The following is a 25,382-nucleotide window of genomic DNA, read 5'->3' as shown; positions in this document are numbered from 1 at the left end:
GATGAGCGGGGCGCCGGTGGTGCGCCTCGGTGTGGCGCTGCCGGTCTTCGAGCCCTCCGCCTCGCCCGCACTGGAGGCCGCCGAGGAGGCCGAGGCCGCCGGCCTCGACGGGGTCTTCTGTTACGACCACCTGTGGCCGCTCGGCAACCCGACGATGCCGGCGCGCGCCCTGTTCCCTCTCCTCGGCGCGCTCGCGGCGCGCACCGAGCGCCTGCTGATCGGCCCCCTCGTCGCCCGCATCGGGATCATGGAGCCCGAGCACCTCGTCACCTCGCTGCTCGCCGTCGAGGCGCTGTCGGGGGGGCGGCTGATCGCCGGCCTCGGGACGGGGGACGCGAAGAACGCCCCCGAGAACGCCGCCTACGGCGTCGCCTTCGCCCCCGCCGGCGAGCGCCGCGCGCAGCTCGAAGAGGTCGCCACCCGCCTCGTCGCCGCCGGGGTGACGACCTGGGTCGGCGGTGGCGCGCCCGCGACCAACGCCATCGCGCTCCGCCTCGGCTGCCCGCTCAACTTCTGGGCGGCCGCACCCGATGATCTCGCGGCACATGCCCGCCTCGGCCCGGTGACCTGGGCCGGGAACCTGCCGGGTGACCGGGCCGAGGCGGCGGCGCGGCTGTCGGGGGTCGCCCTCGCGGGGGCGGGCTGGATCATCGTCCACTGGCCCGGCCGGGCCGGGCGCCTCGTCGAGGCGGCGGCCGCCGCGGGGCTCGCACGCGCCGCGCCGCCACCCGGGGCGTGAGCGCGACGGACAACCTGCAAGAGCATCGTTGGTAGCCTTTCGCGATGGACTTCCGCCGCATCAACGGACTGCCGCCCTACGTGTTTGCCGAGGTAGACGCGTTGAAGTTGGCAGCACGCCGCGCCGGCGAGGACGTCATCGACCTCGGCTTCGGCAACCCCGACATCCCCTCCCCGGAGATCGCCGTCGACAAGCTCGCCGAGGCCGCGCACAACCCGCGCAACCATCGCTACTCCTCCTCGAAGGGGATCCCCAAGCTCCGTCAGGCGATCGCCGACCTCTACTTCCGCCGCTTCGGGGTCGCCGTCGACCCCGACCGCGAGGTGGTGACGACGATCGGCGCGAAGGAGGGCCTCTCGCACCTCATGTGGGTGCTCGTTGGTCCTGGCGACACCGCGCTCGTGCCCGCGCCGTCCTACCCGATCCACATCTACGCGCCCCTCTTCGCCGGCGCCGACGTGCGCATGGTGCCGCTCGCCAACCTCGGCACCGACGAGGTCGACGCCGGGGAGCACTTCTTCGCGAACCTCCTCGAGGCCTGGCAGTCGGCCTGGCCGAAGCCGCGGGTGGTGATCTTCTCCTTCCCGCACAACCCGACCACGGCCTGCATCGACCTCGCGACGATGACCCGCCTCGTCGCCTTCGCCCACGAGCATGACGTCGTCCTCGTGCACGACTTCGCCTACGCCGAGACCTCCTTCGACGGCTACCGGCCGCCCTCGATCCTCGAGGTCCCCGGCGCCTCGGAGGTGGCCGTCGAGCTCTACACTCTCACCAAGTCCTTCTCGATGGCCGGCTGGCGGATCGCCTTCATGGTCGGCAACACCGAGGTCGTGCAGGCGCTCACCAAGCTGAAGAGTTATCTCGACTACGGGAGCTTCCAGCCGATCCAGATCGCCGCGACGGTGGCGATGAACGAGGCCTCGGAGTACCCGAAGTTCGTGAACGACATCTACCAGCATCGGCGCGACGCCCTCTGCGAGGGGCTGCAGCGGATCGGCTGGGCGATCGACAAGCCGAAGGGGACGATGTTCGTCTGGGCGCCGATCCCCGAGCCCTACAAGGAGATGGGGTCGCTCGAGTTTGCGAAGTTCCTCGTCGCCGAGGCCAAGGTCGCGACCGCCCCCGGGGTCGGCTTCGGGCCGGGCGGCGACGGCTTCGTGCGCTTCGCGCTGATCGAGAACGAGCAGCGCATCGGCCAGGCGGTGCGGACGCTGCGCAAGACCCTCGAGCGTCTCTGAGGCCGTCGGGAAGTTCTGCGGGTCCCGAAACGTTTCTATTGACACGGCTGTAAGCACGCGCGTGTAATTAACTCCCATCTGGTAGCGGGGGGATGCCGGACCACAACATGTAGTGGTTTTGCTGTTGAGGCTCACATCTTGGGCAGGGCGCTCCGAAGGACGGGGAGCGATACAGGCCCGTGCTAGTTGATGGTTGGAAAAGTGCGTGGCGGGCGGGCCTGGTGGCAGGCGCCGAGAGGAGCGAGCAACGATGGCAGTTACCGGAGAGCGTGTGGAGATCGGCATCCGCCGACACTTCACCGATGGCAGTCGACACCCCTACGAGATGCTCGAGTGGGAGCGGCGCGACTCGCGGATCAGCGACTACCGCACCGGTGAGGTCGCCTTCGAACAGCTCGGCGTGGAGGTTCCGCTCACCTGGAGCCTGAACGCCACGAACATCCTCGCCCAGAAGTACTTCCGCGGCACGGTCGGCACCCCCGAGCGCGAGACGTCGCTGCGCCAGGTGATCGACCGCGTCGTCGACACGGTCACCGCCTGGGGGGTGAAGGACGGCTACTTCGTCGACGCCGAGGAGGCCGCCGCCTTCTCCGACGAGCTCAAGTACCTCATCGCCTTCCAGAAGGCGGCCTTCAACTCGCCGGTGTGGTTCAACATCGGGGTGAAGGGCGTCCCCCAGCAGGCGAGCGCCTGCCAGCCCTACGGGGCGCTCGTCAGCACCCCCGCTGGCCTGGTTCCGATCGGCCGGTTGGTCGAGGAGCGCGCGGTCGGCACCAAGGTGTTCGACGCACACGGCGTGACGAGCGTCGTCGCGGTGAAGGCCAACGGCCAAAAGGAGGTGCTGCGGCTGCACGCCAAGTCGGGCCAGCAGCTCGACGTCACCGCGGACCACCTCGTGTGGCGGGCTTCGGACAGCCGCCACGGCCACTTCGTCGCCGCCGGCTCTCTGAAGGCCGGCGACCGCCTGATGTGGCATCGCACCGAGAGCCACGGCGCAGGAGAGATCACCTCGGCGGCGATCGCCGAGGCGGCGCTCGCCGGCTGGCTGCAGTCCGACGGCTTCGTCGGTCAGTACGAAGGGACGAACCGCTCCCTCACGATCGAGGCGATGACCGTTACTGACGCCGAGCGCGAGTGGGTGCTCAGCGCGATCGACCAGGTCTTCCCCGGCGTCCACCGCCACGAGCGGGCGGTGGAGACGATGGACCCCACCCTTGACTGCCGGAGGACCCGGCTCTACGGGAACGAGCTCGCGCCCTTCGTCGAGCGGTGGGGCCTTCGCCAGCGGGAGGCGGAGATGACCGTCCCTGAGCAGCTCTACACCGCCCCGCTCCCCGTGGTGGCGGCCTACTTGCGGAGCCTGTTCCAGGCCGAGGGCTACGTGCAGGTACGCGAGCGCTCGGCGTGCATCGCCTTCGACATGGTCTCCGAAGGGATCGTGCGTGGCACGCAAGCGCTCCTCGCGCGCTTCGGCATCTACTCCCGTGTCCGCTTCAAGGGCGACGCCCGCGAGGACCGGAAGGGCTGCTGGCAGCTCGCGATTCGGCCGCTCGGCGACCGGATCGCCTTCGCAGCCGAGATCGGGTTTATCGGTCCCCGCAAGGCGGGGCTGGTCGAGGAGAGCCTGGGCCTCCCCGGCCTTGCCACCCGGGCGACGAAGCAGCTCGAGATCGAGCGCATCGAGAGCGTCGGTGTGCAGGAGGTCTTCGACATCCAGACCGAGAGCGGCGAGTACTTGAGCGCCGGCCTGCGCGTCCACAACTGCTTCATCCTCGCCGTCGACGACTCGATGTCGGCGATCCTCAACTGGTACGTCGAGGAGGGGACGATCTTCAAGGGCGGCTCCGGCTCGGGGGTCAACCTCTCCAAGATCCGCTCCTCCAAGGAGCTCCTCGCCGGCGGCGGCACGGCCTCGGGACCGGTGAGCTTCATGCGCGGCGCCGACGCCTCGGCCGGGACGATCAAGTCCGGCGGCAAGACGCGCCGCGCCGCGAAGATGGTCATCCTCGACGCCGACCACCCCGACGTCCAGGAGTTCATCTGGTGCAAGGCCAAGGAGGAGCGAAAGGCGCGTGCCCTCGCGGCGGCAGGCTTCGACATGGACCTCGACGGCGTCGACAGCCACTCCATCCAATACCAGAACGCGAACAACTCGGTGCGAGTGAGCGACGAGTTCATGGAGGCGGTCCTCGAGGGGCGCGAGTGGGGCCTCACCGCGCGCACTAACGGCGAGATCATGGAGACCCTCCCGGCCCGCCAGCTCTTCCGTGAGATCGCGGAGGCCGCGTGGGAGTGCGCCGACCCCGGCCTGCAGTTCGACACCACGATCAACCGCTGGCACACCGCGCCGAACACCGGCCGGATCAACGGCTCCAACCCCTGCAGCGAGTACCTGCACCTCGACAACTCGGCGTGCAACCTCGCAAGCCTCAACCTCCTCGCCTTCTTGGACCACGAGGACCACTTCGACGTCGAGGGCTTCAAGGCGGCGGTCGAGGTGATCTTCACCGCGCAGGAGATCATCGTCGGCAACGCCGACTACCCGACCGAGAAGATCGGCGAGAACACCCGCGCCTTCCGGGAGATCGGCATCGGCTACGCCAACCTCGGCGCGATGCTGATGGCGCTCGGCATGCCCTACGACTCCGACGACGCGCGCTCGCTCAGCGCAGCGATCACCGCGCTCATGACCGGGCACAGCTACGCCACCTCGGGGCGCATCGCCTCGCGGATGGGTCCCTTCGCCGGCTTCCACGACAACGCCGAGGCGATGATCAACGTGCTGAAGATGCACCTCGACGCCGTCGACGGGATCGACCGCAGCCGCGTGCCGGGCGATCTCCTCGAGGCGGCGCGGGAGTCCTGGGCGACGTCGGTCGAGCTCGGCGAGGCCTACGGCGTGCGCAACGCGCAGGCGAGCGTGCTCGCCCCCACCGGGACGATCAGCTTCCTCATGGACTGCGACACGACGGGGGTCGAGCCCGACCTCGGCCTCGTGAAGACGAAGAAGCTCGTCGGTGGCGGGACGATGTCGATCGTCAACCAGACGATCCCGCGTGCGCTGCGCAACCTCGGCTACTCGGCCGAGGAGATCGAGGTGATCGTCGCCTACATCGCCGAGCACCACTCGATCCTCGGGGCACCGGCGCTGAAGGCCGAGCACCTTCCGGTCTTCGCCTGCTCGATGGGCGACAACGCGATCCACTACGGCGGCCACGTGAAGATGCTCGGGGCCGTGCAGCCCTTCATCTCCGGCGGCATCTCCAAGACGGTGAACATGCCCTCGGACGTGACCATCGAGGACGTCGAGCAGCTGCACATCGACGCCTGGAAGCTCGGCCTGAAGGCGGTCGCCATCTACCGCGACAACACCAAGGTCGCGCAACCGCTCTCGGCGACCAAGAACGCGGACGACGCCCTCGACATCGAGCTCGGCATCTCGAGCGAGCGGGAGTCGGCGCTGCTCGCCCGCATCGCCGAGCTGCAGGACGCGCTCGCCGTTCCGGCTCCGCCGACGACGGCCCGCACCCGCCTGCCCCGCCGCCGCCGCTCCAACACCTTCTCCTTCCGCGTCGCGGATTGCGAGGGCTACGTGACGGTCGGCGAGTACGACGACGGCCGCCCCGGCGAGGTCTTCATGAAGGTCTCCAAGCAGGGCTCGACGCTGTCGGGGGTGATGGACGCCTTCGCCATCTCGGTGAGCCTCGGCCTGCAGCACGGGGTGCCGCTCAAGACCTTCGTGAACAAGTACACCAACATGCGCTTCGAGCCGGCGGGGATCACCGACGACGCCGACCTGCGCCTCGCCTCGAGCCTCGTCGACTACATCTTCCGCCGGCTGGCGCTCGACTACCTGAGTCTCGACGAGCGGATCGACCTCGGGATCCTCTCGACGGGGGAGCGCACGCAGCCGACGCTGCCGGGCTTCGAGGACGTGGAGAGCGGCACGGCGGCCCGCTCGGACCGCGAGACCTTCGGAGAGGGCGGTGACCGCGACCGGGCGCCCGCCCGCTCCGCCTCGATCCCCGTGGTCGAGGAGCGGCCGCTGTTCGAGAACCGGGACGCGCCCTTCTGCTACTCCTGCGGCAACATCATGCAGCGGGCGGGCTCCTGCTACGCCTGCCCGTCCTGCGGCTCGACGAGCGGCTGCTCGTGAGCTGACGCACCCTGCCCGAGCGTGAGAGAGGAGGTGGCCCACGGGCCTCCTCCTCTCTCACGCCAGAAGCACGACCGCCCGTCGAGCGAGCGATGCACGACCAGCTGATCGTCGTCACCGGGGCGAGCGACGGCATCGGCGCCGCCGCCGCCCGCCAGCTGCGCGCCCTCGGCGCGACGGTCGTCGTCGTCGGCCGCTCGCCCGAGAAGACCGCCGCGGTCGCCGCCCGCCTCGAGGCCCGTTTCTACGTCGCCGACTACACCCTCCTCGCCGAGGTGCGCCGCCTCGCCGAGCAGCTCGGCAACGACCTCCCGCGCATCGACCTCCTTGCCCACAACGCGGGCGGGATCTTCGGCGTCCGCGAGCTGACGGTCGACGGCCACGAGAGGACCCTGCAGGTCAACCACCTCGCCCCCTTCCTCCTCACCCAGCTGCTCCGCGAGCGGCTGATCGAGAGCAGGGCGCGGGTGATCACCACCTCGAGCGTCGCGAACAAGGTCTTCAGCCGCCTCGACCTCGACGACCTCGAGCTCACCCACCGCTACAGCGCGCGCGTCGCCTACGGGAACGCCAAGCTCGCGAACATCCTCTTCACCCGCGAGCTGCACCGCCGCCACCACGGCGCGGGGCTCGCCGCGGCGGCCTTCCACCCCGGCGGGGTGGCGAGCAACTTCGCCGCCGAGAGCTCGAGCCTGCTGCGCCTCGTCTACCGCACGCCGCTGCGCCACCGGCTGCTGATCTCGCCCGCCGCGGGGGCGGACACGCTCGTCTGGCTGGCGAGGACGACCCCGGGGGTGGAGTGGCGCTCGGGCGGCTACTACGTCCGGCGCGCGCTGTCGGGTGCCGTCGACAAGCTCGCCGACGACCCCGAGGCCGCGCGCGCCCTGTGGGAACGCTCCGCCGCCCTCCTCGGTCGCTGAGCGAGCGCCGCGACCTCCCGCCGGCGCCGGCGCAGCTATAGTGCTGTGCATGGTACCTGGCCCGGCATCGAAGCTGATGAGCCAGATGCGGCGGGGCGCGATCGAGTACTGCGTGCTGGCGCTGCTGCGCAAGCAGGAGCGCTACGGCTTCGAGCTCGCGCGCACCCTCGCCGACGCCGACGGCCTGGTGACGAGCGAGGGGACCCTCTACCCGCTCCTCAGTCGCTTGCGCCGCGAGGGGCTCGTCGACACCGCCTGGCGGGAGTCGACGCAGGGGCCGCCGCGCCGCTACTACAGCCTCACGCGCGACGGCGCCGCGGCGCTCGATGGCTTCGCCGAGCAGTGGGGGCGCTTTCGCGACACCGTCGACCGCATCCTCTTGGAAGGGGCGTGAGCATGGCCACCGACCCGCAGCGCGAGGCGATCGTCGTCCGCTACCTCGCCGCACTTGACGCGGCGCTCGGCGCCCTTCCCGCGTCGCGGCGCGAGGAGATCGGCGAAGCCGTCGCGCAGCACATCGCCGACGCCCGCGCCGAGCTGGCCGCTGAGAGCGAGAGCGAGACCGAGAGCGCGCTGCGCACCCTCCTCGACCGCCTCGGCACCCCCGAGGAGATCGCCGCCGACGGCCTCGAGGAGGAGGCGGAGGAGGAGAACGAGGCGACGATCGTCGCGCCCCCGCCGCTGCCGCGTGCTCTCCTCCTCGATCTCGCGCCCCTCCGCCGCCACGGCCTCCTCGCCGCGGGAGGGGTGGCCGCCGCCGCGCTCGTCCTCGTCGTCCTCCTCCTCGCCGTCGCGGCCCCCGCCTTCACGCGCACCAACCAGGCCTCCTCGGTCGTCACGACCCCGCGGCGCGCTGCGGCGCTGCGCGGTACCCGCCCGGTGATCGCCGCCCCCGCGGACGTCGGCCTGAGCGAGGCGGCGGCGGTCGGCGCGCTGCAGGCGGCCGGGCTGCAGCCGGTCGTCCGCTTCGAGCAGAGCCCGACGGCGGGGCACCCCGGTGTCGTCACCAGCGAGTGGCCGGGAGCGGGGACGCGGCTCGTCGTCGGCTCGGTCGTGCAGGTGCTCGTCACCCTGCGAGGCGCGCCCGCGGCGGTGCCCTCTCCGGGCTGAGCTACCAGCTGGGCCAGTTGGAGGGGAGCGAGCCCGTCGGCGGGCTGCTCTGCATCTGGCCCCCGGGCCCGCCGAGGGACTGCACCAGCGCGGAGAAGTTGGCGCCGAAGGCCGTCGAGTTGCCGCCGTAGTACTGGCGGTTGTCCGAGGCCATCGTCGTCCCGTCGCCAGAGGCGTCCGACCAGCCCATCTCCATCCCCGTCGCCCCCTCGTAGAGCTGGCCGAGGACGGTGTTCGCGTCCACCTGCTGACCGACCTGCACCGAGGGGTTGACGTCCTCGGCGGCGTAGACGACGAGCCCCGCGGCGGGGCCGTCCGAGAGACGGTACGAGATGAAGGTGCCGCCGGGCCAGCCGCCGTTGCCGGTGCTGATCACCACGCCGTCGCCGACCGCGTAGACCGGGCCGTAGCCGCTGAAGTCGACGCCCTGGTCGATGCGCTCCGCGGAGAGGCCGCGTAGGTCGCGGAGCGGGTTCGCATAGCTCCCGGAGGAGACGTGCGAGGTCGGCAGCACCCCGTTGAAGGTCGTCTGCTGCGCCTGCTGGGCGAGCGCCCGCTCGCTCGCGAGCACCCGAGCCTGCTCGCGGCGCTGCGCCGCCGCGGTGACGAGCGCCAGCAGGTTGCCCTTCACCGAGTTGAGGAGCTCGTCGTCGCGGGCGATCCCCGCCTCGGCGGCCCGCCGGGAGGAGGCGAGGTCGCGCAGCGTCTGCTGGGTCTCGGCACGCTCCTTCTCGAGCGTCAGCTCGGTGGCGTTGGTGTGGTTCTCGTCCTGCTGGAGGGCGCTCACCGCGTCGTCGAGCGTGCCGCTCGTCACCCCGAGGTAGGTCTGGGCCTCGGCGACGTGGTTGGCGTTCGCCCCGGTGCCGAAGAAGGTCGCGGTCGGCGACTCGCCCGAGGTCGCGGCCACGTAGGCGTCGATCGCCCACTGCCGGACGTGCGTGGTGGCGACGGCGACGGTCTTGTGGTCCGTCTTCAGCTTGGAGTCGTCGCCCCCGATCTCGCGCTGCAGGAAGGCGAGGTGGGCGGCGACGGCGTCGAAGTGGGCGACGAGCCCCTCGTCGGCGTTGCCCTCGGCGGCGAGCTTGTTCTCGAGGATGTTGATCTGGCTGCGGTCGGTGGTGACGGTGGCCTGGCCGAGCGTCGCGGCGCCGACCACCGGCCCCGCCGCGCCGAACAGGAGGAGGGCGAGCAGGCCCGTCCGCCGGCACCCGAGGGCGCCCGGGGAGCACCGGCTACGCGTCGCGGGCCGCGCCGCGCCGTGGTGATCGCGCACAATGGGCAAGCAGACTACTCAACCGACCTGCGATCCTGCCTCCCGAAAGGCCTGCCGGCGCGCGCGGCTCGGGCTCAGCGCTTCGCGACGACCGGCACCTCGAGCGGCGCCGTCGCCACCTGTGGCTTCGCGTTGCGCCCCCCGGTCTCGGGGACGAAGCGGGCGACGAGGATGGCGACCATCGCCGCCGCGCAGCCGATGTAGAGGAAGGCGGGGCCGTAGCGGTTGTTGTGCGCGATGAGGGCGAAGATCACCGGGGAGATGGCGGTGCCCCCCTGGCCGGTGAAGCGCCACAGGCCGAGGAAGCGGCCGCGCGCCTCGGGGGGCGCGACGTCGGCGCCGACGGTCTGGATCGAGCCACCGGTGAGCGACTGCATCACGATCCCGAGGAGGAAGATCACGATGAACGCCGTGAGGCTCATGTGGAAAAAGGCGGTCATCGCGAGGCCGGTGGTGGTGAGGGCGACGCCGGTGAAGCCCGGCACCATCGTCCGTTTTCGCCCGAAGCGGTCCATCATCCAGCCCGCGGTGAAGCCGATCGGCAGCGCGATGAAGCCCATCGCCCCCGCGAGGTAGCCGATGCCGTTCGTCCCGACGTGGTACCGGTAGGAGGAGTACAGCGTGTACACCTGGGCCTGCACCGGCCCGCGCGCGAGCCCCGCGCAGAAGGCGACGGCGAAGTAGACGAGCCGCGGCAGGACGATCTGGCGGGTGGTGAGGCGGCGCGCCGCCTCGGCCGGTGCCGGCGCCGAGGTCGCCGTGCCCGTCGCCGTCGTGGCGGGCAGGTCGCGGCGGGGGGTGTCCTTGGTGAACAGGTACGCGGGGACGAGGGCGACGAGCGCGAGGAAGCCGTAAGCGGCGAAGGGGGCGCGTGTCCCCCAGAGGTGGTAGATCGGGATGCCGAACAGCGGCCCGACGAACTTGCCGGTGTTGTCCATCCCGAACATCCAGCTGACCTGGCGCCCCCGCTGGTTGGGGGCGGCGCCGTGCGAGATCCCCGCCAGCCGGCCGATCAGCCACATCTGCGAGGCGCAGCCGTCGAAGAAGCGGTAGACGAGCAGCTCGGGGAAGTTGCGGGCGGTGAGCACGAGGAAGGCCATCGCCGCCGTGAGGATCGGGCCGAGGAGCATGATCCGCCGCCGTCCGACGCGGTCGACCAGCCACCCGGTGGGGATCGTCCCGAGGACGCTGCCGATGAGGAAGGCGGTGGTGACCCCGGTCGCGAGCGAGAAGCCGACGTGGAAGGACTTCGCGATCTTCGGCACCACCGGGAGGGCGATGCCGGTGCCGATGGCGAGGATGAGCGCCGGCAGGTAGGTGGAGACGAAGGCGCTCCACGACCAGGCCTTTGCCTCGTAGCCCGCCGGCGGCGCGGCGGATTCCTGGTGTTTCCCCCCGATTCGCACCACGTTCACCATAGGGTCGCACTCCCCGGGGCGCACGTTTCGGGCGCGCCCGGTGGGATCATTTGGCCCGCCTAGGGGCGCGGCGGCCGCCGCGGCGGGGAGGAGCGCGATGACCAGTGCCGAACTGCTGACGGAGGCCTTCGGGCGGGTGGGCTCGCTCTGCCGCCGGGCGCTCGACGGTTGTGACGAGGCGCTGCTCGCCGGCCGCCCCGACGCGGCGGCGAACTCGATCGCCTGGCTCGTCTGGCACCTCACCCGCATCCAGGACGACCACGTCGCGAAAGCCGCGGGGTCCGAGCAGCGCTGGACCTCAGGGGGGTGGTGCGAGCGCTTCGACCTCCCCTTTGCGCCCGCCGCGACGGGCTACGGCCACGGCCCCGACGAGGTCGCCCTCCTCGGTGCCGTTCCCGGCGAGCTCCTCCTCGGCTACCACGAGACGGTGCTGGTGGCGACGCTCGCCTTCGTCGGCGGTCTCGCCGACGGTGACCTCGACCGGGTCGTCGATACCTCCTACGAGCCGCCGGTGACCCTCGGTGTGCGCCTCGTGAGCGTCCTCTCCGACAACCTCCAGCACGCGGGGCAGGCCGCCTACGCGAAGGGCATCCTCACGCGTCGCTGAGCAGGCACTTCGGGGCGACCCGGCTCATCGGACTTGCGTAATCGGCAAACAATGCCATGACGAATCGATGATGTGGCGCTGCACGCTCGCTCACAGTTCCAACACAGCCGAGGGGCATGTTGTCCCTGAGCCGCAAAGGGCGGCAGGGCGGCAGCGTCAAGGGGGTCGGCAGGATGAGCAATCACAAGTGGCAGATGGCAATGAGCGGTGCGCTGATCGCGAGTGGTGCGTTCAGCTTCGCGGCGGCGGCCGGTGCGGCGCCGGCGAGCGCGACCGGTGCGACCGGGGCCCAGGGCTCCAAGTTCACCCAGCAGAAGCAGCAGCTCGAGCAGCAGCTCGCCAACCGCGCGACCCAGCTCCAGCACCTGCTGAGCGACGTGCAGGGGGCGCACTCCCTCACGACCCAGGACGCGAACACGTTGAGCGCCCGCATCACGACCGAGCAGGCGAGCATCAACGCCCTCGTCGCCAAGGTGCCGAACGACGCCACCTTCGCCCAGCTGCGCGCCGACCGCGCCGCGATGCTGAAGGACAACCGGGTGTACGTGGTGATGACCCCGCAGGTCTTCATCACGATCGAGGGTGACTCCGCCCTCGCGCAGGCGAACGTGCTCGTCGGCAACGAGGCGACGTTGAGCTCCGAGGTCTCGTCGCTGAACGGCCTGCCCGGCTACCAGAACGCCCTCAACCACTACAACAAGTACGTCACCCGTGTCGCGCACGTGACCACCAACATGACCTCGGTGGTGGCCCGTGTGCTCGCGCAGACGCCCCAGGGCTACCCGGGCAACACTCACGTCTTCGTCTCGTCGAACGAGCAGGTGCGCGACGCCAACATCTCGATGGCGAACGCCTCCTACGACGCCAGCGTGATCGCCCTCGCGACGGGCGGCTACACCGGCTCCTGACCGCTCCTCACGCGGACAACCGGAGCGGTCGGTGGGTTCTCCCACCGGCCGCTCCGTCGCGCGCGCCCTCGGGCGCTCAGGCGGCTGCGAAGGGCGGGGCCGAGAGCAGCTCGGCGAGGACCTCGACGGCGTCGAAGCAGTCGACGGCGCGCAGGTAGAGGGGCGCGAGGCCGAGGCGCAGCAGGTCGGGCGGCCGGAAGTCGGCGACCACACCGCGCGCCGCGAGCGCCTCCTGCAGGGCGCGCGCCGCGCCGTGGCGGTAGGCGAGGTGGCTGCCGCGGCACGCGAAGTCCCTCGGTGAGGCGAGGGAGAGCCCCGGCAGCTGCCGCGCCGCGACGAGGCCGATGACGAGCTCGGAGAGCAGGCGGCTCTTCTCCCGCAGCGCCTCCACCGAGACGCCGTCGAAGGCGCCGAGCGCCGCCTCGAGGGCGGCGAGGGCGAGGACCGAGGGGGTACCCGAGGAGAAGCGGGCGATCCCCGGCGCCGCCTCGTAGGCGGCCTCGAAGTCGAAGGGACGAGCGTGGCCGCCCCACCCGGCGAGCGGCTGGCGCACCGCTTCGTGGTGGCGGGCGGCGGCGTAGACGAAGGCGGGGGAGCCCGGCCCGCCGTTCAGGTACTTGTAGGTGCAGCCGACGGCGAAGTCGACCCCCGCCTCGTCGAGCGCGAGCGGCACGGCGCCGACGCTGTGGCAGAGGTCGACGATCATCAGCGCGCCCGCCCCGTGCGCGAGGGCGGTCATCTCCTTGAGGTCGAACATCGCGGCGCTGCGGTAGTCGACGTGGGTGAGGAAGAGCGCCGCGACCCCCTCGTCGAGGGCGGCGGCGACGGCCCGCTCGTCGCGCTCGACGAGGCGGCTCTCGCCCCCGGTGAGCTCGAGGGCGCTCTCGAGGAGGTAGAGGTCGGTCGGGAAGTTCCCCGCCTCGCTGACGACGACGCGCCGGCCGGGGCGGAGGCGTGCGGCGGCGACGAGCACCTTGAACAGGTCGACCGAGGTCGAGTCCCCGACGATCACCTGCCCCGGGGCGGCGCCGAGGAGGGGGGCGATGCGCTCGCCGAGCGCGAGGGGCTTCTCCCACCACGCGGCGCGCTGCCAGCTGCGGATCAGCCCCTCGCCCCACTCCTCGTAGAGCAGGCGGCGGAGGTGGCCGGCGACGTTGGCGGGCATCGCGCCGAGCGAGTTGCCGTCGAGGTAGATGACTCCCTCGGGGAGGTCGAAGCGCTCGCGGCGTCGCGCGAGCGGGTCGGCGGCGTCGAGCGCGGTGCACGCGGCGCGCGAGAGCGCCGCGGCGGCGGGCTCAGTAGGGGGTGCGATGGCGCCGCAGGTTCTTCGCTCCCCGCACCCGGTACTGGTAGCGGGCGCGCTCGGCCTCCCGCTGGCGTCGCGCCGCGGCGCGTCGGCGGGCGACCGAGGGGGTGAGGAGGGCGGTGGCGACGAGCGCGAGCAGGACGAGGAGGTAGAGGAGCGAGGCGGTGGTCGGGTAGTGGGTGGCGGCGATGCTCGGGAAGGAGCCGAGGCGCTTCGCGAGGAGGGCGTCGACCTGGTGGGCGAGCGCCTCGGACTGCGCCCTCGTGACCGTCGCGCCCTGCGCGGTCTCGCGCACCACGGCCCGGCCGTCGCGGGCGATCACGGTGAAGCCCGTCGTCGGCCGCAGCTTCACCGAGCTCCCGCTCGAGCTCTGCGCGGAGCGCGGGATCGAGTACTGCGCGCCCTCGGCGTCGAGGCCGCCCACGGTGAAGCGGTGCTCGAGGACGTTCTTCGCCGCGGTGATCGAGGCGGCGGTGAGGTTCTGCTGCACCTCCTGGGCGAAGAGGTCCTTTGCCACCGCGGCGCTCGGCAGGATCGTGAGGTTGAGCTGCTCGTTGCCACCGTTCGAGCCTGTGCCGAACCACTGTTCGGAGTAGGCCGCGGTGTGGCCGGGGTCGTCGTTCGCGGCGGCGATGACCGAGGCGAGCTTGTTCGGCAGCACGGGGATCGTCCCGGCGAAGGCCGGTGCAGGCTGCAGGTGGGGGAGGAGGGCCTTGCTCGGGACGAGCGCCGCGAGCTTCTGCCCGTTGATCACGGTCACCGGGATGAGGGCTAGGTAGCCGAGGACGCCGAACAGCACGAGGGCGATGGCGACGAGCGCGGGGAAGCGGCCGAGCACGACGGCGCGCAGCGCGTGGCGCCGCACCGCCTGTTTGGTCGGTGCCGGTGCCGCGGCCGGGGCAGGCGGTCGCGGCGCGGTGCTGGCTCTCGGTCGTTGGTCGCGTCGCTTGCGGCTCACGCTGGCGTCGTCCTCGTCTCTTCGGGCCGGGGCGGCCCGGGCCGCCCGAAACACTACGCACGCTGCCTGCGCGGGTCGTGGCGGCCTGCGGGGCTCGGGGCCGTCGAAGGTAGCGTGGCGCAGGTGCCGGTGACCCGCCTGCTGCCGGGCCTCACCCCCGAGCTGCGCCGTCTCGTGGTCGCGCTCTGCACCCTCGAGTTCCTCGAATGGATGGGCGGCGGCGCCATCGTCCCGCTCCTCCCGACCTACCTTCGCCAGCACGGGTCGAGCCCGGCGCTCGTCGGCCTCGTGATGGCCTCCTACTTCGCCTCGGGGATGCTCACCCAGTTCCCCCTCGGCCGCCTCGTCGACCGCCTCGGCCCGCGCCCGGTCGTCCTCGGCGGGCTCGCCGCCTTCGCCGCCGGCTGCGTCGGCTTCGTGCTCGTCCCGGGCGCCTTCGCCGGCATCGCCTTCCGGGCGCTGCAGGGCGCGGGCGCCGGCTCGGTGACCGTCGCCGCGACGGCGACGATCGGCCTCGTCCTGCCGCCGGCGGGTCGGGGCGGCGCCTTCGGCGTCCTCTACGGCGCGCAGACGCTCGCGCTCGCGATCGGCCCGCTCGTCGGCAGCATCATCGGCGCCTCCTCGATGCACTGGCTCTTCATCGGCGCCGCGCTCTCGGCCGGCGCGGCCGCGGTGCCGGCCCTCGGAGTGCTCCCCCGCGGCCGCCTCGCCGCCGCGCCGGGGGCGGTCGCCGCCCCCCGCCCCGCCGGCGGCAGGGCGCGCGCCCTCCTCTCGCCCTCGCTCGTCGGCGCGGCCCTCGTCTTCGCCGCCGTCGGACTGGTCGGCGGGCTCTACGAGGCTTGCTGGAGCCTGCTCCTGCACCTCCGGGGGGCGGACTCGGTGGAGATCGGCGCCTCCTGGACCCTCTACTGCCTCCCCTACGCCCTCCTCTCGCCGGGGGCCGGGCGCCTCGCCGACCGCGTCGACCGGCGCCTGCTCGTCGCCTTCGGCATCGCCGCCTCGGCGATCTTCGCCTGCGTCTACCCGGGGCTGCACAGCGTGGTGGCGCTGCTCGTCTTCGGCTGCCTCGAGTCGGCGGGGGCGGTCTTCGTCACCCCGGCGGCCCTCTCGGTCCTCTCCGGGGCCGTCCGCCCCGACGAGCAGGGCGCCGCGCAGGGCCTGGTCGGCTCGGCGCGCACCGGCGCGACGGCGGCGGGGGCGGCGGGCTGCGGTGCGCTCTTCTCGCTCTCGCCCGTCCTCCCCTTCTACGTCGCGGGCGGGGTGCTCGCCCTCCTCGCGGCGGCGGCGCTCGCCTGCTGGCGGAGGGTGCCGGGGCGTGCCGCCGGCGCGCCGCGGCCGCTCCCGGTCGAGGGGGCGGAGCGCTCCGGGTTGGGGTCGTGAGCGGCCAGCTGGGTAGGGTGATCCGGTGGAGTACGTCCTCGAGGGCATCGTCGTCGAAGGTGACCACCGCGGCCGTCAGCTTGGCTACCCGACCGCGAACGTCGAGCAGGAAGAGGAGCCCGCGCTCGCTGACGGCGTCTACGCGGGCTTCGTCGAGCGGGCCGACGGCAGCTTCTACCTCTCGGCGATCTCGCTCGGGCGCCGCCTCACCTTCCACGACGCGACCTCGCCGCGCCTCGTCGAGGCCTACCTCCTCGACTTCGACGACGACCTCTACGGCGAGCGCCTGCGGGTGACCGTCACCAACGAGCTGCGCTCGCAGCGGCGCTTCGAGAGCGTCGACGAGCTGATCGAGCAGATCCGCCAGGACGTCGAGGCGGTGCGCGCGCTCCTCGGGGCGCGGGACCGCATCACCCCGAACTGAGGAGCGCCCTGCCCGCCGAGCCCGGCGCAGCGCGCCCCGAGGAGGGCGTCGCGTGCGCACCGTGAAGACCGCGAGCGGCGGAGCGCTCGCCGAGCGCCTCGGCCGCGAGCTCGCGGGCGAGGCGCACTTCGACGCCTCGGCGCGGGCCCTCTACGCGACCGACGCCTCGAACTACCGGATCGTCCCCGTGGGGGTCGTCTTCCCCCGCTCAACCGACGACATCGCGGCCACGCTCTCGGCCTGTGCGGAGCACGGCGTGCCGGTGACGGCGCGCGGCGGCGGCACGAGCACCGGCGGCCAGGCGGTCGGGGGCGGGGTGGTGATCGACTGCTCGCGCCACCTCGACCACGTCCTCGAGGTCGACCCCGAGCGCGCCCTCGCGCGCGTCGAGCCGGGGGTGGTGCTCGACTCGCTGCAGCGCGCCGCCGCGCCGCACGGCCTCGCCTTCGGCCCCGACCCCTCGACGCACGACCGCTGCACCGTCGGCGGGATGATCGGCAACAACGCCTGCGGCGCGCACTCGCTGCGCTACGGGAAGACCGACGCCAACGTCGAGTCGCTCGACGTGCTGCTCGCCGACGGCCAGCGCCTCACCCTCGGCGGGACGCTCCGTGCCGGGGAGGAGGCGGCGCGTGCTGGGGCGCTGCAGCGCGACCTCGAGGGCCTCGTCGCCCGCCACGGCGAGGCGCTGGCACGCGCCTACGCCCCCCTCTTGCCGCGGCGGGTCTCGGGCTACAACCTGCAGCACCTCCTCGCCGACGGCGGCCCGCACCTCGCGCGCGCCCTCGTCGGGAGCGAGGGGACCTGCGCCCTGCTCCTCGGCGCGACGCTCGGGCTCGTGCACCCTCCCGCGGCGCGCGCCCTCGTCGTCCTCGCCTTCCCCGACGTCTACGCCGCCGCGGCCTTCGTCCCCGCGCTCCTCGACCCGGCCGCCCTCGGGGCGGTGCCGCTCACGATCGAGGGGATCGACGAGCGCGTCGTCGCCCTCTCCGAGGCGGCGGGGCGCCGCGGCAGTGTCGAGCTCCTCGGCGGCGGGGGCGCCTGGCTGCTCGTCGAGGTCGGCGGCGAGAGCGCCGCTGGCGCCGCGGCCGAGGGGGAACGGCTCCTCTCCTCGCTCGGCGGCGCGGTGCGCGGGCGGGTCGTCGGCCCGGCGCCAGAGCAGCGGGCGATCTGGCGGATCCGTGAGGACGGAGCGGGCCTCGCGACGCGCCTCCCCGGCGGGGGAGAGGCCTTCCCCGGTTTCGAGGACGCGGCGGTGCCCCCCGAGCGCCTGAGTGAGTACCTCGTCGGCTTCGACCGCCTGCTCGCCGAGCACGGCCGCCACGGCGTGCACTACGGCCACTACGGGGAGGGCTGCGTGCACATTCGCATCGACTTCGACTTCCGCTCGACGCCCGGCGTCGCCGCCTTCCGCAGCTTCATGGAGGACGCCGCCGACCTCGTCGTCGCGCACGGCGGCTCGCTCTCGGGGGAGCACGGCGACGGCCAGGCCCGCAGCGAGCTACTCGCGCGCCAGTACCCGCCGGAGGTCCTCGAGGCCTTCGCGGCCTTCAAGGCGGCCTTCGACCCGGCCAACCTGCTGAACCCCGGCCTCATCGTCGAGCCGCGGCCGATCGACGGCGACCTGCGGATCAAGACGAGCCTGCCCGCGCTCTCGCCGCGCACCCGCCTCGCACTGCGCGCCGACGGCGGCGACCTCGCCGCTGCGGCGCGCCGCTGTGTAGGCGTGGGGCGCTGCCGCCGCCCCGTCGGCGGCGGGATGTGCCCGAGCTACCAGGTGACCCGCGAGGAGGCGCACTCGACGCGCGGCCGCATCCGCCTGCTCGCCGAGATGCTGGAGGGCGAGGTGATCCGCGACGGCTGGCGCTCGCGCGAGGTCGAGGAGGCGCTCGACCTCTGCCTCGGCTGCAAGGCCTGCAAGAGCGACTGCCCCGTCGGGGTGGACATGACCACCTACAAGGCGGAGTTCCTCTCCCGCCGCTACGCCTGGCGGCTGCGCCCACGGACGCACTACCTGCTCGGTGGCCTCCCCCGTTGGGCACGCCTCGCGGCGCGCCTGCCGGCGGCCGCGAACCTCCTCGTCTCGAGCCGCCGCGCCCGCCCGTTGCGCCGCCTCGCCGGCATCGAGGCCGACGCGGTGCTGCCCCGCTTCGCGGGGCGCGGCGAGCGCCGCACCGCTGTCGCTCGGGCCGGCGGGGAGGGCGAGAGGGTGCTGCTCTTCGGCGACACCTTCACCCGCCACTTCGACCCGGCGATCGCCCGTGCCGCGGCCGAGGTCCTCGGCGCCACCGGCTTCTCCGCCGAGCCCTGCCCGTCGGCCGCCTGCTGCGGCCTCACCTGGTACTCGACGGGGCGCTTCCGCGCCGCCCGGCGGGCGCTGCGGCGCACGCTGCGGGCCCTCGCCCCCGCGCTCGAGGCCGGCCTGCCCGTCGTCGTCCTCGAGCCGAGCTGCCTCTCGATGCTCGCCGAGGACGCCGCCGAGCTCTTCGCGCGCCCCCGCGACCGCCGCTGGCGCGAGCGGGCCGAGCGCCTCTCGGGGCAGGTCACCTCGCTCGCCGGGTTGCTCGCCGGGCGCGAGCTCCCGACGGGGCACCTCGACGAGGCGCTCTTCGCGCAGGTCCACTGTCACGAGCAGGCGGCCGGCGGCTTCGCACCGACCGCCGCGCTCCTCGCCGCCCTCGGCGCGCGCGTGCGCTCCTCCACGGGCTGCTGTGGGCTGGCGGGCAACTTCGGCGTCGAGGCCGGCCACGGCGCCCTCTCCGAGCAGGTGGCGCGCGCCGGCACCCTCGCGCAGCTGGCGGAGGGGGAGGAGGGCGAGCTGCTGCTCGCCGACGGCTTCAGCTGCCGCACCCAGCTCTCCGCCCTCGCCGGCCGGCGCGGCCTGCACCTCGCCGAGGTGCTGCACAGCGCCCTCGGTCTCGGCGCGGTCGGCGCGACGCTCGAACCGGAACACGAAGCGAGAGGGAGGTAGGCGATGCAGGTCGTCGAGGCGAAGGTCTTCGGTGGGCCCGAGGTGCTGGAGGTGGCCGAGCGCCCTTCGCCGGTGCCCGCCGCCGGCGAGGTGCTGGTGAAGGTGCACGCCGCGGGGGTGAACTTCATGGACACCTTCGTGCGCGCCGGCAGCCGCGGCGGCGAGGCGCCGGTCGTCCCCGGTGCCGAGGGCGCGGGGCGCGTGACCGCCCTCGGCGAGGGCGTGAGCGGTGTCGCGCTCGGCGACCGCGTCGCCTGGAAGACGGCGCCGGCGAGCTACGCCGAGGAGGTGGTCGTCTCCTTCGACCAGCTCGTGCCCCTCCCCGAGGAGATCTCCGAGGAGGTCGCGGCCGCGGTGCTGCTGCAGGGGCTGACGGCGCAGTACCTCGCCGATTCGACGCACCCGGTGGCGCCCGGCGAGGTGGCCCTCGTGCACGCCGCGGCGGGCGGCGTCGGCCTCCTCCTCACCCAGATCATCGTGAACCGCGGCGGGCGCGTCGTCGCCACGGTGTCGAGCCCGGAGAAGGAAGCGCTCGCCCGCGCCGCCGGCGCCGAGCTCGTCGTCGGCTACGACGACGTGGCGGGAGCGGTCGCCGAGGCGACCGGCGGCGGGGGAGTGGCCGTCGCCTACGACGCCGTCGGCAAGGCGACCTTCGACGCCAGTCTCGCGGCGCTCGCCCCCTTCGGGACCCTCGCCCTCTACGGGGCGGCGAGCGGCCCGGTGCCGCCCTTCGACCTCTCGCGCCTGAGCGCCTCGCGCAAGATCACCCGCCCGAGCCTCGGGGACTACACTCGCAGCCGCGACGAGCTCCTCGAGCGCGCCGAGCGTCTGTTCGGCTGGATCCTCGCCGGCACCCTCGACGTGCGCATCGGCGCCCGCTACCCCTTCTCCGAGGCCGCCGCCGCGCACCGCGACCTCGAGGGACGGGGGACGACCGGCAAGCTCCTCCTCATCGCCCCGTAGCCACCTGGAGCGCCGGGAGGCGCGCGTGGAAGCATGACCCGGCGCCTCCTCCGGCGCAGGGGCGGTGATGCCGAGGGAGAGGTGATGGCGGGGACGGGGCGCGGGGACGACAAGGCGGGCGTCCTCGGCCCGCTCTTCGCCCAGGTCTACCTGCCCTTCCTCGTGCTCGCGACAGGGCAGGGGGCGATTATCCCGATCCTCGCGATCGCCGCCAAGCAGGACGGCGCGCACGCCTCGGTGGCGGGTGTGATCGTCGGCCTCAACGCCTTCGGGACGATGCTCTTCGACCTTCCCTCGGGCTGGGTCGTGGCCCGCCTCGGCGAGTCCCGCTCCACCTGGGTGGCGGCCGTCTTCCTCCTCGTCGGGGTCTCGAGCGTGCTCGCCACCCACTCGGTGCTGATGCTCGGCGTCGGGGTCTTCATCGCCTCCTGCGGCTGGGCGGTGTGGTCGCTCGTGCGCCTCACCCACCTCAGCCGGGTGGCGCCGCTCGCGATGCGCGGTAGGGCGCTCGGCACCCTCGGCGGGGTCTCCCGCGCCGGGCAGGTCCTCGGCCCCTTCGTCGTCCTCGCGATCTTCGGCGCGAAGCCGGTGCGCGGCTCGTTCCTCACCTTCCTCGTCGCGATCATCCTCGGCTTCGCGGCGCTCGTCTGGCGGCGCGACTCGAAGGACCCGGGCGCCTACGAGCGGGTCGGCGGGCGGGTGCAGCCGCTGCGCATCGTCGCCGACAACCGCCACGAGTTCGCCACTGCCGGCGTCGGGACCTTCGGGATCAGCCTGCTGCGCGGCAGCCGGCAGGCGATCATCCCGCTGTGGGGCTCCCACGTCGGCCTCTCGGCGAGCCAGATCGACCTCATCTTCGGCCTCTCCTCGCTGATGGACCTCTCGCTCTTCTATCCGGCGGGGATGATCTCGGACCGTTTCGGGCGGCGCGTGGTCGCGGTGCCCTGCCTCGTGCTGCTGTCGATCGGCCACATGGTGATGCCGCTTACCCACGTCTTCTCGACGGTCTTCCTCGCCGCGCTGCTCGTGAGTTTCGGGAACGGCCTTGGGAGCGGGATCATCATGACGATGGGGGCCGACCGTGCCCCCGCCGTCGGGCGCGCCGCCTTCCTCTCGGTGTGGCGCTTCGTCTCCGACGCCGGCACCGCCGGGGGACCGCTGCTCGACGCCGGGCTGATCGCCACCTCCTCGCTCAGCTTCGCCTGCCCGGTGGTCGGCGTGCTCGGATTCGCGACCGCGGTGGTGGTCGGTGGCTGGCTGCAGGAGCCGGGAGATCTGACCGCCGCGCTGCCGATCGCCGACAGCTCTTAGCGCCTTCGGGCGCGGTCACGATTTTGCCAATTGCTGGTGCCAGATAGAAGCCGTCCCCGAAGGTACGGCGGCCGGCCAGCCGCTCGTCTTCCTGGTTGCCGACCTCGAGTACTACCCGACTTGGATCAAGGTCTACCTGCCCACCCGCCCCGACGGTTCGACCGGGTGGGTGAAGGCATCCCAGATGAGCGTCGCGCAGGTTCCCTACGCGTCCTCGTCAGCCTGTCGGCGCACCAGCTGACGGTGTTCAAGGGCTCCTCCAGGATGCTCGTCACGCCGGTGGGCGTGGGGGCGATCGGTCCTCCCGACACCGCTCGGCACCTACTACATCGTCGATCTGCTGAAGCAGCCCTCGCCCGACGCCGCCTACGGTCCCTACGCGTTCGGGCTGTCGGCGTACTCGAACGTGCTGCAGAGCTTCGGCGGCGATCGGCCTGCACGGCACGAACGACCCGTCGAGCGTCGGGGGGAACGTGAGCCACGGCTGCCTCCGGGTGTCGAACTCGACGATCGTGCGCCTCGCGGGCACCTTGCCGCTCGGCACACCGGTGATCATCCAGTCCTGAGGTCGACGTCGCGAGCGAGCCGGCCTTGGAGGAACCGAGGGCCGGCTCGCTCCTCGACTGCGCACCTGGCTCATTCCTCGGTCCAGGAGCGCACGCTCCCGATGACCTCCAGCTCGGGGTGGGACCAGACGAAGCGCTCCACCTCGTCGAGGACCTCCTCGACGTGCGCCGCGTCGGCGGCCACCGCGGCGAAGCCGAGCAGCGCCCGCTGATGGAGATCCTGGTGGTCGAGCTCGGCGGCGGCGACCCGGTAGCGGCTGCGGGCCGTGTCTAGGAGGTGGCGGAGGACCTGCCGCTTGTCCTTCAGCGTCATTGCCGCCGGCAGGCGCAGGTCGAGGGTGAGACAGGCGGTGGGCATCAGTGGATCTTGTCCCCCCAAGCAGATCGTCGTGGGTCAAAAGTTTTGGCATCACAAACATTCGGCATCAGATCGATTCCCGTGTAGAGACGTCTCACCGCCCCCCGGAGGAGGTCCTGCGTCCACCGCTGCGTCGCATCGCTCGCTCCGTCGTCTCCCCTACGCCATCATCGCGGTGGCACTCGCCTTCGGGTCCGTGCTGGCGCTGCCGGCCATCAGCTCGGCGTCGGCCTTCAACTGGTCGAACGCCCACGTCGACGGCGCCAACAACTTCTGGGACGGGGCCTGCCCGAGCAACTCCACCTGTGTCGCCAGCTGATCGCTGCCGCGAAACGTCACGCCACGATCGTCGAGCAGGCCTCCTTCAACGGCGTGCTCAGCACGACGACCGTGATCCTGCGCTGACCACGCAGCGTCGAGCGGCCGACCGGGGAATCCGTGGAGCGCGCAGGGACGGCCACGACTCGCTGGTCCCGGCGGCGACTACGATGCAGTCTCCACCTGGCGCCTCTAGCTCAATTGGCAGAGCAACGGACTCTTAATCCGCAGGTTGAGGGTTCAAGTCCCTCGGGGCGCACCACAAACTCCCAGGTCGGAGGCATAAGGGCGAGGCGGCAGCTGTATCGCGGTGGTTCGCTTCTCGAAAAGTGGCGCGATACAGCCTCCGATACAGCCGGGCGATACAGTCACCGAAGGCGCCGGACAGGCGGTGGAGGTGATGGCGTGGCAGACGACCGACAGGCCCTCGAGCGCTTCGAGTCCCACGTCGACCGCACCGGCGAGCACCACCTGTGGCTCGGCAGCCGGAACCCGCAACGCGGAACGGGGAAGCTGCAGGTCGATGGGAAGCAAGTGACGGCGCACCGGCGCGCCTGGGAACTCAAACACGGCCCGCTCGCCGCAAATGAAGTCGTCAACCCGTGTCCGGACGAGCCGTTGTGCGTGCGGGTCGAGCACCTCAGCATGTCGGCTCGGGCACGCCGGCGGCCGCCGCAGCAGCGAACGAGAACGACCCGTATTCAGGTTCAGGTCAACGGCAACCGCGCCCATCGGCGCGTTCGCGGCGCGAAGGAGGACGTCGAGTTCGTCCGCGGGTTGCTCCGCGAGCAGCTCCGGCGCGCTGTGCCGCAGGACCAGGACGCGACGCGGTGGACGCTCGAAGACCTCATCGGGCACTACCTGGCCTATCTCGAGGAACAAGGCAGGGAACAGCGAACGATCTACCGCTACGAGAGCTCGGCAAGGAACTGGGTCTTCCCGATCATCGGCACGAAGTCGGCGCGACGGGTCACGCCCGATGACATCGACCGGTGCTTCGCACGGATGCGGCGCGCGGGGCAGAGCAGCGGCTCGATGAACCAGGTCAAAGCGCTGCTCTCGGGCGCCTTCAAGTGGGGCCGGCGGACCGGCAAGGTCATGCACCACCCCCTGCTCGACTTTCAGATGCCGAAGAGCAGCTATGTCCCGAGGGAGCGGCTGCCCCCGGAGGCCGACGACATCGCCCTGATCTTGCACACCGCGTTCGAACACACACCGGAGGTCGCACCGATCCTCGTTCTCGCGGCGACGACCGGAGCCCGACTCGGGGAGCTGGTCGCATTGCGACGTTCGGACCTCGACCTCGCTCGCTCCTCGCTATGGGTGTGGGCGGCAGCGGACGTCGATGGGAGTCTGAAGGATCCGAAGCGCGCGCAGCACCGCCGGGAGGTTCCGCTCGACGGGGAGACGCTTGGGTTGCTGTGCGGCCTGCTCGAGGAGATCGAGGAACGCTGCACCTCGGTGGGCGCGCGGACGGCCGAGGATCCGTTCCTCTTTCCGTCAGAGCCGGACGGTTCGAAGCCGATGCTCCCGGATCGCGTGAGCAAGCGTCTCAGGGTGTTGAAGGAGTATCTCGGCGTCGAGGACAAGCGGCCCGAGACGATCTCGTTGGAGAACGAAGCGCTGCATCTGCGACGATCGGGGAGCGTCGACCGGACGGGCCGCCGGGGGCCGAAGCCACGTGACGGTGCGGCGATGTCCTACTCCGACGTCGGGCGGAGCCTCAACCGCACGGCGGAATGGGCGCAGCAGGCGTGTGAGGCCGCTCTCAGGCGAGAGCAAGCGACAGGGCTCGGCCTGAACTTCAACCTGTCGTTCAATGGCTTTCGCAAGTTCACCTCGAGCGAACTTCTCGACGCCGGATTCAACATCAGCGTGGTCGCACAGCGCCAAGGGCACTCGCCGGAAGTCTTGGCGAAGCACTACAGCAAGGCGCGCATGTCGGCACGCCGTGAAGCAGCGGAACACCTCGGCAATGTCGTCCACAGTGCCCGGCACGCCAATTCTGGGAGATCGTGAGGACTGGCGACTCGACGCGAGTGTCGGGACGCGAATCAGCGCCCCCGAGTTATCTCCGCTCGGGGGCGCTGACCAGGTGCGACAGCTAGCTCTCGCGAATCAGTTTGCACACCCAGGGCGGCATGGCAAACAGCGTTTCGGTGCCCTGAGCCTCGTCGGCCGGGTCAATAAAGCGCCACCTCGTTGTCCATGGGAGCCCGGACATGCCGTAGCGACTTGAGACTCGGCGACCAAGCGCGCCGGCCATCCCGGCAACCGACATCGCACCCTTCGGCAGACCGAGCCGGGATGCGATCTCATTTGTCGACACTTCGTCGCCGTCAGCGTCCGCAAGCAGGCGGAGCATCTGTTGCATCGCTTCTGCAGACTCATTGAACATGCGACTGATGAGCTCTGCTGTCCAGCTGCTATCGCCTTTCTTGTTGGTTTCGCTTGC

At 72.0% G+C, this 25,382-nt stretch carries 23 protein-coding genes and 1 tRNA gene; 17 read left to right on the top strand and 7 right to left on the bottom strand.

Annotated elements, in window-relative coordinates; genetic code table 11:
- The first annotated feature begins 1 nt into the window (after position 1).
- From VNF07_12980 to VNF07_12955, 6 genes are all read left to right on the top strand, one after another.
- Entirely contained in the window at positions 2-739 is a 738-nt protein-coding gene (locus tag VNF07_12980; GenBank protein ID HVB07152.1) for an LLM class flavin-dependent oxidoreductase, read from the top strand.
- A gap of 44 nt (positions 740-783) precedes the next feature.
- Positions 784-1,980, top strand: coding sequence for an aminotransferase class I/II-fold pyridoxal phosphate-dependent enzyme (locus tag VNF07_12975; protein ID HVB07151.1), 1,197 nt, complete (start codon positions 784-786; stop codon positions 1,978-1,980).
- Positions 1,981-2,230: 250 nt separating this feature from the next.
- On the top strand, positions 2,231-6,136 hold the full coding sequence (locus VNF07_12970; protein ID HVB07150.1) for a vitamin B12-dependent ribonucleotide reductase: 3,906 nt from the start codon (positions 2,231-2,233) through the stop codon (positions 6,134-6,136).
- Between the two features lie 92 nt (positions 6,137-6,228).
- Positions 6,229-7,056 carry an SDR family NAD(P)-dependent oxidoreductase gene (locus VNF07_12965; GenBank protein ID HVB07149.1) on the top strand — a complete coding sequence of 276 codons (828 nt, stop codon included), beginning with the start codon at positions 6,229-6,231 and terminating at the stop codon, positions 7,054-7,056.
- Between the two features lie 76 nt (positions 7,057-7,132).
- Entirely contained in the window at positions 7,133-7,450 is a 318-nt protein-coding gene (locus VNF07_12960; GenBank protein HVB07148.1) for a PadR family transcriptional regulator, read from the top strand.
- Between the two features lie 2 nt (positions 7,451-7,452).
- Positions 7,453-8,166, top strand: a complete 714-nt coding sequence (locus VNF07_12955) for a PASTA domain-containing protein (GenBank protein ID HVB07147.1) — start codon at positions 7,453-7,455, stop codon at positions 8,164-8,166.
- Position 8,167: 1 nt separating this feature from the next.
- Here VNF07_12955 and VNF07_12950 read toward each other — a convergent pair whose 3' ends face one another.
- Positions 8,168-9,448, bottom strand: coding sequence for a hypothetical protein (locus tag VNF07_12950; GenBank protein HVB07146.1), 1,281 nt, complete (start codon positions 9,446-9,448; stop codon positions 8,168-8,170).
- Between the two features lie 65 nt (positions 9,449-9,513).
- The gene (locus VNF07_12945; protein HVB07145.1) at positions 9,514-10,845 is read right to left on the bottom strand and encodes an MFS transporter; all 1,332 of its coding nucleotides are present in this window, start codon (positions 10,843-10,845) and stop codon (positions 9,514-9,516) included.
- A 109-nt stretch (positions 10,846-10,954) separates the two neighbouring features.
- On the opposite strand from VNF07_12945, the gene VNF07_12940 reads away from it, so the two are divergent.
- Positions 10,955-11,464: a DinB family protein gene (locus VNF07_12940; GenBank protein ID HVB07144.1), complete on the top strand. Its 510-nt coding sequence runs from the start codon at positions 10,955-10,957 to the stop codon at positions 11,462-11,464.
- Positions 11,465-11,637: 173 nt separating this feature from the next.
- On the top strand, positions 11,638-12,372 hold the full coding sequence (locus tag VNF07_12935) for a hypothetical protein (protein ID HVB07143.1): 735 nt from the start codon (positions 11,638-11,640) through the stop codon (positions 12,370-12,372).
- A gap of 76 nt (positions 12,373-12,448) precedes the next feature.
- Here the strand turns inward: VNF07_12935 and kynU are convergent, their stop codons facing one another.
- Together kynU and VNF07_12925 are read right to left on the bottom strand one after the other, a co-directional pair.
- Positions 12,449-13,684: a kynureninase gene (kynU, locus tag VNF07_12930; protein HVB07142.1), complete on the bottom strand. Its 1,236-nt coding sequence runs from the start codon at positions 13,682-13,684 to the stop codon at positions 12,449-12,451.
- Positions 13,668-14,543: a hypothetical protein gene (locus tag VNF07_12925; protein HVB07141.1), complete on the bottom strand. Its 876-nt coding sequence runs from the start codon at positions 14,541-14,543 to the stop codon at positions 13,668-13,670. The genes kynU and VNF07_12925 overlap by 17 nt, the downstream gene beginning before the upstream one ends.
- Positions 14,544-14,759: 216 nt before the next feature.
- Here VNF07_12925 and VNF07_12920 point away from each other — a divergent pair, with 216 nt between their 5' ends.
- The 6 genes from VNF07_12920 (at position 14,760) to VNF07_12895 (ending at position 22,251) form a co-directional block, all read left to right on the top strand.
- Positions 14,760-16,016, top strand: a complete 1,257-nt coding sequence (locus VNF07_12920; GenBank protein HVB07140.1) for an MFS transporter — start codon at positions 14,760-14,762, stop codon at positions 16,014-16,016.
- A gap of 25 nt (positions 16,017-16,041) precedes the next feature.
- A complete protein-coding gene (locus VNF07_12915; GenBank protein HVB07139.1) occupies positions 16,042-16,440 on the top strand; it encodes a riboflavin kinase in 399 nt (132 codons plus the stop codon).
- A 52-nt stretch (positions 16,441-16,492) separates the two neighbouring features.
- The gene (locus VNF07_12910) at positions 16,493-19,411 is read left to right on the top strand and encodes an FAD-binding and (Fe-S)-binding domain-containing protein (GenBank protein ID HVB07138.1); all 2,919 of its coding nucleotides are present in this window, start codon (positions 16,493-16,495) and stop codon (positions 19,409-19,411) included.
- 3 nt (positions 19,412-19,414) lie between these two features.
- Positions 19,415-20,374 (top strand): quinone oxidoreductase, encoded by a 960-nt coding sequence (locus VNF07_12905; protein ID HVB07137.1) that lies wholly within the window; start codon positions 19,415-19,417, stop codon positions 20,372-20,374.
- 33 nt (positions 20,375-20,407) lie between these two features.
- Positions 20,408-21,685, top strand: coding sequence for an MFS transporter (locus VNF07_12900; GenBank protein ID HVB07136.1), 1,278 nt, complete (start codon positions 20,408-20,410; stop codon positions 21,683-21,685).
- 428 nt (positions 21,686-22,113) lie between these two features.
- Entirely contained in the window at positions 22,114-22,251 is a 138-nt protein-coding gene (locus tag VNF07_12895) for a L,D-transpeptidase (GenBank protein ID HVB07135.1), read from the top strand.
- A 70-nt stretch (positions 22,252-22,321) separates the two neighbouring features.
- Here VNF07_12895 and VNF07_12890 read toward each other — a convergent pair whose 3' ends face one another.
- Positions 22,322-22,609, bottom strand: a complete 288-nt coding sequence (locus tag VNF07_12890) for a DUF503 domain-containing protein (GenBank protein ID HVB07134.1) — start codon at positions 22,607-22,609, stop codon at positions 22,322-22,324.
- A 175-nt stretch (positions 22,610-22,784) separates the two neighbouring features.
- On the opposite strand from VNF07_12890, the gene VNF07_12885 reads away from it, so the two are divergent.
- Positions 22,785-22,928 carry a hypothetical protein gene (locus VNF07_12885; protein HVB07133.1) on the top strand — a complete coding sequence of 48 codons (144 nt, stop codon included), beginning with the start codon at positions 22,785-22,787 and terminating at the stop codon, positions 22,926-22,928.
- 16 nt (positions 22,929-22,944) lie between these two features.
- Here VNF07_12885 and VNF07_12880 read toward each other — a convergent pair whose 3' ends face one another.
- Positions 22,945-23,070: a hypothetical protein gene (locus VNF07_12880; protein ID HVB07132.1), complete on the bottom strand. Its 126-nt coding sequence runs from the start codon at positions 23,068-23,070 to the stop codon at positions 22,945-22,947.
- 43 nt (positions 23,071-23,113) lie between these two features.
- Between VNF07_12880 and VNF07_12875 the strand changes: the two genes are divergently transcribed.
- Both VNF07_12875 and VNF07_12870 read left to right on the top strand, forming a co-directional pair.
- Positions 23,114-23,189: transfer RNA gene (locus VNF07_12875), tRNA-Lys, on the top strand.
- Positions 23,190-23,332: 143 nt separating this feature from the next.
- Positions 23,333-24,946 carry a hypothetical protein gene (locus VNF07_12870; GenBank protein HVB07131.1) on the top strand — a complete coding sequence of 538 codons (1,614 nt, stop codon included), beginning with the start codon at positions 23,333-23,335 and terminating at the stop codon, positions 24,944-24,946.
- An 85-nt stretch (positions 24,947-25,031) separates the two neighbouring features.
- On the opposite strand, the gene VNF07_12865 is transcribed toward VNF07_12870, so the two are convergent.
- The coding region (locus VNF07_12865; protein ID HVB07130.1) for a hypothetical protein at positions 25,032-25,382 on the bottom strand (351 nt) is incomplete at its 5' end.

The organism is Acidimicrobiales bacterium (assembly GCA_035533595.1).
GTDB lineage: Bacteria > Actinomycetota > Acidimicrobiia > Acidimicrobiales > Bog-793 > DATLTN01.
This window is presented reverse-complemented; position numbering and strand designations above follow the sequence as displayed.

Coding starts and splice junctions, on each gene's coding strand:
- VNF07_12970 (HVB07150.1), top strand. CDS start 2,231: ATGGCAGTTACCGGAGAGCGTGTGGAGATCGGCATCCGCCGACACTTC.
- VNF07_12980 (HVB07152.1), top strand. CDS start 2: ATGAGCGGGGCGCCGGTGGTGCGCCTCGGTGTGGCGCTGCCGGTCTTC.
- VNF07_12975 (HVB07151.1), top strand. CDS start 784: ATGGACTTCCGCCGCATCAACGGACTGCCGCCCTACGTGTTTGCCGAG.
- VNF07_12965 (HVB07149.1), top strand. CDS start 6,229: ATGCACGACCAGCTGATCGTCGTCACCGGGGCGAGCGACGGCATCGGC.
- VNF07_12935 (HVB07143.1), top strand. CDS start 11,638: ATGAGCAATCACAAGTGGCAGATGGCAATGAGCGGTGCGCTGATCGCG.
- VNF07_12890 (HVB07134.1), bottom strand. CDS start 22,609: ATGCCCACCGCCTGTCTCACCCTCGACCTGCGCCTGCCGGCGGCAATG.
- VNF07_12940 (HVB07144.1), top strand. CDS start 10,955: ATGACCAGTGCCGAACTGCTGACGGAGGCCTTCGGGCGGGTGGGCTCG.
- VNF07_12900 (HVB07136.1), top strand. CDS start 20,408: ATGACCCGGCGCCTCCTCCGGCGCAGGGGCGGTGATGCCGAGGGAGAG.
- VNF07_12905 (HVB07137.1), top strand. CDS start 19,415: ATGCAGGTCGTCGAGGCGAAGGTCTTCGGTGGGCCCGAGGTGCTGGAG.
- VNF07_12955 (HVB07147.1), top strand. CDS start 7,453: ATGGCCACCGACCCGCAGCGCGAGGCGATCGTCGTCCGCTACCTCGCC.
- VNF07_12960 (HVB07148.1), top strand. CDS start 7,133: ATGAGCCAGATGCGGCGGGGCGCGATCGAGTACTGCGTGCTGGCGCTG.